5 protein-coding genes and 2 tRNA genes are annotated in these 6,452 nt (G+C 73.4%); 2 read left to right on the top strand and 5 right to left on the bottom strand.

Annotated elements, in window-relative coordinates; genetic code table 11:
* Nucleotides 1-234 precede the first annotated feature (234 nt).
* The 4 genes from VFG42_RS03585 to VFG42_RS03570 all read right to left on the bottom strand — a co-directional run bounded on the left by VFG42_RS03585 (nt 235) and on the right by VFG42_RS03570 (nt 2,572).
* A complete protein-coding gene (locus tag VFG42_RS03585) occupies nt 235-1,434 on the bottom strand; it encodes a hypothetical protein (RefSeq protein WP_324905328.1) in 1,200 nt (399 codons plus the stop codon).
* A 134-nt stretch (nt 1,435-1,568) separates the two neighbouring features.
* A tRNA-Pro gene (locus VFG42_RS03580) sits at nt 1,569-1,642 on the bottom strand.
* 19 nt (nt 1,643-1,661) lie between these two features.
* Nucleotides 1,662-1,733 (bottom strand) — tRNA-Gly (locus VFG42_RS03575).
* Between the two features lie 17 nt (nt 1,734-1,750).
* Nucleotides 1,751-2,572 (bottom strand): SDR family NAD(P)-dependent oxidoreductase, encoded by an 822-nt coding sequence (locus VFG42_RS03570; RefSeq protein WP_324905326.1) that lies wholly within the window; start codon nt 2,570-2,572, stop codon nt 1,751-1,753.
* Between the two features lie 179 nt (nt 2,573-2,751).
* On the opposite strand from VFG42_RS03570, the gene VFG42_RS03565 reads away from it, so the two are divergent.
* The gene (locus VFG42_RS03565; protein WP_324905324.1) at nt 2,752-4,740 is read left to right on the top strand and encodes an ATP-binding protein; all 1,989 of its coding nucleotides are present in this window, start codon (nt 2,752-2,754) and stop codon (nt 4,738-4,740) included.
* A 57-nt stretch (nt 4,741-4,797) separates the two neighbouring features.
* Entirely contained in the window at nt 4,798-6,021 is a 1,224-nt protein-coding gene (locus VFG42_RS03560) for a class E sortase (RefSeq protein ID WP_324905323.1), read from the top strand.
* Here the strand turns inward: VFG42_RS03560 and VFG42_RS03555 are convergent.
* Nucleotides 5,969-6,430, bottom strand: coding sequence for a hypothetical protein (locus VFG42_RS03555; RefSeq protein ID WP_324905320.1), 462 nt, complete (start codon nt 6,428-6,430; stop codon nt 5,969-5,971). The genes VFG42_RS03560 and VFG42_RS03555 overlap by 53 nt on opposite strands.
* Between the last annotated feature and the right edge of the window lie 22 nt (nt 6,431-6,452).

Here is a 6,452-nt window from a genome sequence, read left to right as displayed (position 1 = left end):
CGGCGACGGGCGACACAACCCCGCCAGGTCACAAAGACAGGCGCTTTACGAGTCAGCCCGCCGCCCTCCCGGAACCCAACAACCCCAAGCGGACACCACCACCATCCGCATCACCAAGCCTGACACTGAGGCGCTTTTCAGTTAGGGAGATTCCTCTCCGCACCTTGTAGCTGCGAGCGCTCGAATCTCTCCCCTCCTCCCACGTCGATCATCGTCCGGGACCGCCGACCTTCTTCAGGTCCCGAAGATCTCGGACACTGAGCCGAGACCTACTTCGCCAAGCGCCCAGTCCAGCCAGTCACTCTCCGCGTTCGTCAGCAACAGCCACAACTCGACGTGCTCTCGCCCAGCGTCCGTGAAGGGGAGGATCAGCGTCTCGCGCCCGCGACCGGGCGCAATGGCTCGACGGACCGCGATGCCGTCGTGACTTGTGACGATCTCATCGGCTTGGCCGTTGCTCCCACCCGCGGCGGAAGACAGCACCACACCATCCGGAACGTTGGCGCCGAGTTCGTGGGCGAGGGCCGAGGCCATGCTGGGCAGTTTGTCCCCGAGGGCGGCAAGGCCCCACTCCGTCGTCGCCCAGAGGCCGGTCAGGGCGGTCACCCGCAGCCAAGCAGCGCCAGATCCCCTCATCTGATGCGACTTCCTCCCCATCGCACCGACCATGCGCGGAAGGAGACGATCGGCGATGGGAGAGCTGCGGAGTCCGTGCCCCTCCGCCGCATCCCGAGGAACGAGATACAGCTCGATGCCTTCCATCCCGCTCAACTGCCGGCCGGCCGCACCGGACGTTGCGATCCACCCCTCGATCTTCCGCACCTCCTCGTCGGTCGGCATTCGATGCATTTGACCAGCAACCCAGAGGCCACGCGGCAAAGCGGCGAAGTGCAGATGATCGGTGAGCGCGCCGATCGCCTCCCGCTCCTGGCGGGTTCGCTCGCGCTCTCGAAGTGCCTTGGTCTCCACCGCCACGCGTCCGTTCCCTGGGACGTCGAACGCGACGTCGCCGGGCGAGGCGCTCCCAGGCGGTTCTAGACGCAATGGCCAGTCGTGGCGCAGCACGTGCCCGGCCAGCTCGAGCTGGAGTTGGGTGTGCAGCCCGCGAGCAGCTGTCAGATCCCGTCGAAGATCTCGCCGGACGTCGCCCATCCCGTCGAAGTCGGAGAGAAGCTCCAACCGCAGCGCCCACTCAAGCAGTTCGGCCGCGCCGGCCGGATGGGACATGGCATGCACGAGCGCTGCCCAAAGCGGATGCTCCGCGTCACGCTGCGCGACCTGCGCCGCCCAGTCTTCGCCGAGCGTCCTCCGAAGCTGGTCCACCGCCCAGCGGATGGCTGTCGTCCAGGCCTCGGGCCGATCGATGCGGGCGTGCATGTCCGAGATGGCGTCCCAGCTCGGGGGCGGCACCGCCGGTCTTGCCGCGCTGTCCATCGGCGGATGCTCTCCGATTCGGCGGCGGCGCGGCCCCCGTGCGCCCGTCCTCTGCAGAATTTGTTCCGCGAGCGTCGCGGTCGCGCGCGTTCGAGGAACGAAAAAGGCCCGCGTTTGCGGGCCTTTTCTAGTGATCGGGGAGACAGGATTTGAACCTGCGACCGCCCGGCCCCCAGCCGGGTGCGCTACCAGACTGCGCCACTCCCCGTGGCTATGAGTTGGGGTGAAGCGGGCGACGGGACTCGAACCCGCTCCTAGAGCTTGGAAGGCTCCCGTGCAGCCGTTGACACCTCGCCCGCAAGCCCGGTACCGAAGTCTACCGGGACGAAGGGGGCTTGTTCACCCGGACTCGCGTCTCGGTCGGGACGGTGCCGTCGGGGTCGGTGAGGTTCTGGGGTGGCCAGGCGCCGGGCCAGTTGTCGAGCGCGCCGTCCAGCGTCACGACGGTGCCGCTCAGCGCCTCGCCGAGGGGCGACGCGAGCATCGCGACGAGCCAGCCGAACTCGCGCATCTCCCCGAGGCGCTGCAGGGGCACCGAGGCCGCCGCGCCCTTCCAGAGCTGCTCGGGGTACTTCCTCAGCGACTCGGTGTCGAAGCGGCCGATGGCGGTCGCGACGACCGCCACACCGTCCTCCCGGAAGCGCGCCGCCAGCTCGCGCGTCAGCGCCTCGACCGCCGCGCGCGCCGCGCCGGTGTGCGCCATCGCGGGCATCCCGTGGTGCGGCGAGACCGTGACGTTCACCACGACGCCACCGCCGCCCTCCTCGCCCCCGCCCGCCACGAGCGCCGGGACCGCCGCGCCCGTCATGTTCATCGTCCCCTCGACGTTCAGCCGCGTGACCGCGCGCCAGCCCTTGGCCGAGATCGACTCCGCGGGCACGAAGTACTGGCCGCCGGCGTTGTTGACCAACACGTCGAGCCGGCCGTGCCGCTCGACGCACGTCGCGACGATCCGCGCGCAGTCCTCCGCCTCGCGGATGTCCCCGCCGACCCAGGAGCAGGCGTCGCCCACCGACGCGGCGGTCTCCCGAAGCACGTCCTCCCGCCGCCCCGCGATCACGACGCGCGCGCCGCAGGCGATCAGCTCCCGCGCCGCCTCGCGGCCGAGGTTCGTCCCGCCGCCGGTGACGAGCGCCACGCGCCCGTCGAGCAGCCCGTCCCGAAAGATCTTCGAAGAAGCACCAGACCCACCCATAAGGCTGGGAAGTCTAAGGACGACTCCTCATCAGTGGACTGGCATGGCAACCTTCAGGGCGATCGCCAACCGTGTCCAGCACCCTCGCCGAACGTCTCGCCGCCCGGGACGCGCAACGTTTCGTGGGCCGCGAGCGTGAGCTCGCGTTCTTCGACTCCCTGTTGGTCGACGACCCGCCCGCGCAGGTCGTGCTCGTCCACGGCCCCGGCGGGATCGGCAAGTCCACGCTGCTCCGGGAGGTCGCCCGCCGCGCGGCCGGCCGCGGCTACAGCACGCATCTCGTCGAGGGCCGCGACCTCGCGCCCGTGCCCGGCGAGATCGAGTCGGCCCTGGGCGACGTCAGCGCGGTCGCCCAGCCGCTGATCCTCTTCGACACCTACGAGCGCATGGCCGCCGCCGACGGCTGGCTGCGCGCCCGCCTGCTGCCGTCGCTGCCGGCGCGCAGCGTCGTCGTCCTCGCGGGCCGCACCACGCCCGAGCACGCGTGGTTCGAGAACGGCTGGGAGCGCCTGGCCGTCGAGCTCAAGCTGGAGCCGATGCCGCCCGACGCGGCGCTCAGCCTCGTCCGCGCCCACGGCCTGACCGACAGCGACCTCGCCGAGCAGCTCGTCGGCTGGGCGGACGGCTCGCCGCTGGCGCTCGCGCTGGCCGCCGACGCCGCGGTCCGCGACGGCGTCGCCTGGGCGCCGCACAACATCCACGAGCACCCCAACCTGGTCCAGGCGATCCTGCACCGGATCGCCAAGACGGAGCTGGACGGCAACAACCTCGACGTCGCCGCGGTCGCCGCGATCGCGCGCGTGTGCGACGAGGCGATGCTGCGCGACGTCCTGCCCGAGGTCGACGCGACCGCCGCCGACACGTGGCTGCGCGAGCGGACGTTCGCCGAGCCCGTCGCCGGCGGCACGGCGCTGCACGAGATCGTCCGCCAGGCGATGCGCGCCGACCTGCGCTCGCGCGATCCCGAGCGCGATCGCGAGCTGCGCCGCCGCATCGCCGACCATCTCTTCCTGAAGGGCCTGCGGGCCGGGCCGCGCACGGTCGTCGACCTCGCCGAGCTGGTGGAGAACCCGGCGATCCGCTGGGGCTTCGGCGCCGACGGCTCGACGACGCACCGCCCGGACCTGTGGCGCGCCGAGGACGCGGCGGTCGCGCGCGAGAAGTTCCTGTCCAAGCCCTCGGGCGCGGCGTGGTGGGACCTGACCGAGCCGATCCTGGAGCAGGCGCCCGAGCGCGTCGTCACCGTGCGCGACGCGCACGACACGCTGTGCGGCATCGCGATCGCGGTCACGCCCGACAACGCGTCGCCGGTGTGCGAGCAAGATCCTTGCCTCGGTCCTTGGATCGCCCACGCCCGCGCCGCGCACCCCGGCGAGGAGGTGCTGATCTGGCGCGACTCGGTCGACTTCGTCGCCCACGGCGAGATCACCTCACCGGTCCTGTCGATCCTCAACACCGCCGCGATCCTGCGCTCCGGCCTGAACAACCTGCGCTGGTCCTACATCCCGATCGACCCCGCCAACGCCGCCGCGGTCGCCTTCGCGGAGGCCGTCGCCACCACGCACCTGACCGAGCTGGACTGCCACGTCGGGGAGAAGGTCGTGCAGTGCCATCAGATCGACCACTCCGACGCCGGCCTGCTGGCCAGCATGCGCGCCGCGGTCTACGGCGAGCTCGGCCTGGGCGCGCCCGGACCGGTACGGCTCGGCGGCGACCTGGAGGCGCTCGGCGCCGCGATCCTCGCCGCCGAGGAGGCCGCCGCGCCGGTGGCTCCGCGCGCGCCGGTGACGTCCGAGCTCGTCCGCGACGCGCTGCGCAGCCTGCATCAGCCGCTGGAGCTGGCCGCCTCGCCGCTGGCCCGCGGGGCGACGCCGGAGGAGCGCGCGGCGTCGGTGCGCGCGGAGCTGGAGGACGCGGTCACGCACGCGTTCGGCGACTCGCCCGACGAGCAGCTGCTGCGGGCGATCGTGCGCCGCGGCTACCTCGACCCGGACGGCAGCCACGAGCTCGCCGCCGACGAGCTGCACGTCAGCCGCGCCACGTACTTCCGGCGCCTGAAGACGGCGTCCGCGCGCGTCGCGGACTACCTGATCGCCAAGCACTCCCCGTAGACCGTTCGGGCCCGTACACTCAACCGGCGGCCAGGAGGGCCGACCGAGTTGGTGTCGATGACGTGGGACGTCGCACATGCCGAGTGGGCAGGCGGTGGGCCGGGCTATGCGCTCGTCCGCCTGACCGGTGCTGCCCGCGGCCCGGGCCCGTTCGCGCCGCCGACGCTGCTGGTCGCCGACGGCGCGCGCTGGGCGCGGATCGCGCCCGAGCCCGGGACCCGGGCGATCACGGGCGGCGGCGCGCCGTTCGTCGTGGACTTCGCGCTGCCGCTGCACCTGGCGATCGAGGACGGCGCCGACTGGTGGCTGGAGCCGGGGCCGCGGCTGGCGGTCGCCGACCCCGCGCCGGATCCCCGCATCGACCGGATCGCCGCGCGCGTGGCCGAGCTGGCCGGGGAGATCGCGGCGCTCCGGGCGCGGCTCGACGCCGTCGCCGTCGCCGTCCCGCCGGACGGCGGCACCCCGCCGGACGCCCCCGCCCCCGCCGGCACCGCGCCCGTCCCCGTCCCGCCGCGCCGCCACCGCTTGCGCCCGCGCCGCCCCGGGCTGCCCGCGCTCCTGGTCGCCGCCGGCGCGCTGGCCGTCGGCGACGCGGTCGCGACCGTCGTCTGGCAGGAGCCCGTCTCCGCGCTGTGGGCCGCGCGCCAGCAGGACGCGCTGGAAGGCGACCTGCACCGGCTCGACGCGGCCTACGCGTCACCGGCCGCGAGCGCGGCGGCCGCCGCGGCCGCGAGCGGGACCGCCACCCCCCAGAACGACTCGAGCCAGACCGCGCCGCCGCCCTCCCCCGCCGCGCGCATGCGCGCGCTCGCGCACACGCTGGAGACCACGACCAAGTCCGGCCGCCCGCTCGGCGAGCTCCACATCCCGCACCTGGACGACCACTACGTGATCGTCGCCGGGACCGGCGCCTCCAGCCTGCGCAAGGGCCCCGGCCACTACGACGGCACCGCGCTGCCGGGCGAGCCCGGCACGGTCGGCATCGCCGGCCACCGCACGACCTACGGCGCGCCGTTCCGCCACCTCGACGCGCTGCGCCGCGGCGACCCGATCACGATCACCATGCCCTACGGGACGTTCACCTACAAGGTGGAAGGCACGCGGATCGTCACGCCGTCGGACGTGTCCGCGCTGCGCGCCGTCGGCCGCCAGCGTCTGGCGCTGACGGCCTGCCACCCGCTCTACAGCGCCAAGCAGCGGATCGTCGTCACCGCCGCGCTGGTGCGCGCTACGCCGCGCGGCGCTGCCGCCGGCGGTGCAGCGCGAGCCCGGCCAGCATGAGCCCGGCACCGGCGACGCCGACGAAGATCGGCTCCCCGCCGGTGAACGCCAGATGCGTCGGCCCGGGCCGTGTCGCGGTGGCCGTCGACGGCAGCGTGCGCGTCGAGCCGCCGGGCGACGTGCCGTGCGTCCGCTGCGGCTTGGTCCGGTGCGTCGAGGTCGGCGTGCCCGTGCCGGTCTCGGTCGGGGTCGTGGTGACCGTCGGCGTGGTCGACGACGTCGGGGTCGTGTAGGAGGACGTGGGCGTCGTGGACGGCGTCGTCGTCGTGTAGTCGCCGAGCGGGACCGTCGCGTCGGGGTCGCCCGACGGCGTCTGGCCGAAGGCGACGACGGCGACGCTCATCCCGCCCAGGCAGACGCCGAGGGCGACGAGCAGGACCACGACCGTGTGGCGAGACAGGCGCTTCATGACCAGCGGAACTCCCGAATCC

This window comes from Baekduia sp. (assembly GCF_035685985.1).
In the GTDB taxonomy this organism is placed as follows: Bacteria; Actinomycetota; Thermoleophilia; order Solirubrobacterales; family Solirubrobacteraceae; genus Baekduia.
Note: the sequence above shows the minus strand (reverse complement) of the source record. Positions and strands in the feature narration are given on the sequence as shown.

Bases quoted from the DNA above. Each gene is read 5' to 3' on its own strand.
- VFG42_RS03585 (WP_324905328.1), bottom strand. From the start codon at position 1,434: ATGGACAGCGCGGCAAGACCGGCGGTGCCGCCCCCGAGCTGGGACGCC.
- VFG42_RS03560 (WP_324905323.1), top strand. From the start codon at position 4,798: ATGACGTGGGACGTCGCACATGCCGAGTGGGCAGGCGGTGGGCCGGGC.
- VFG42_RS03555 (WP_324905320.1), bottom strand. From the start codon at position 6,430: ATGAAGCGCCTGTCTCGCCACACGGTCGTGGTCCTGCTCGTCGCCCTC.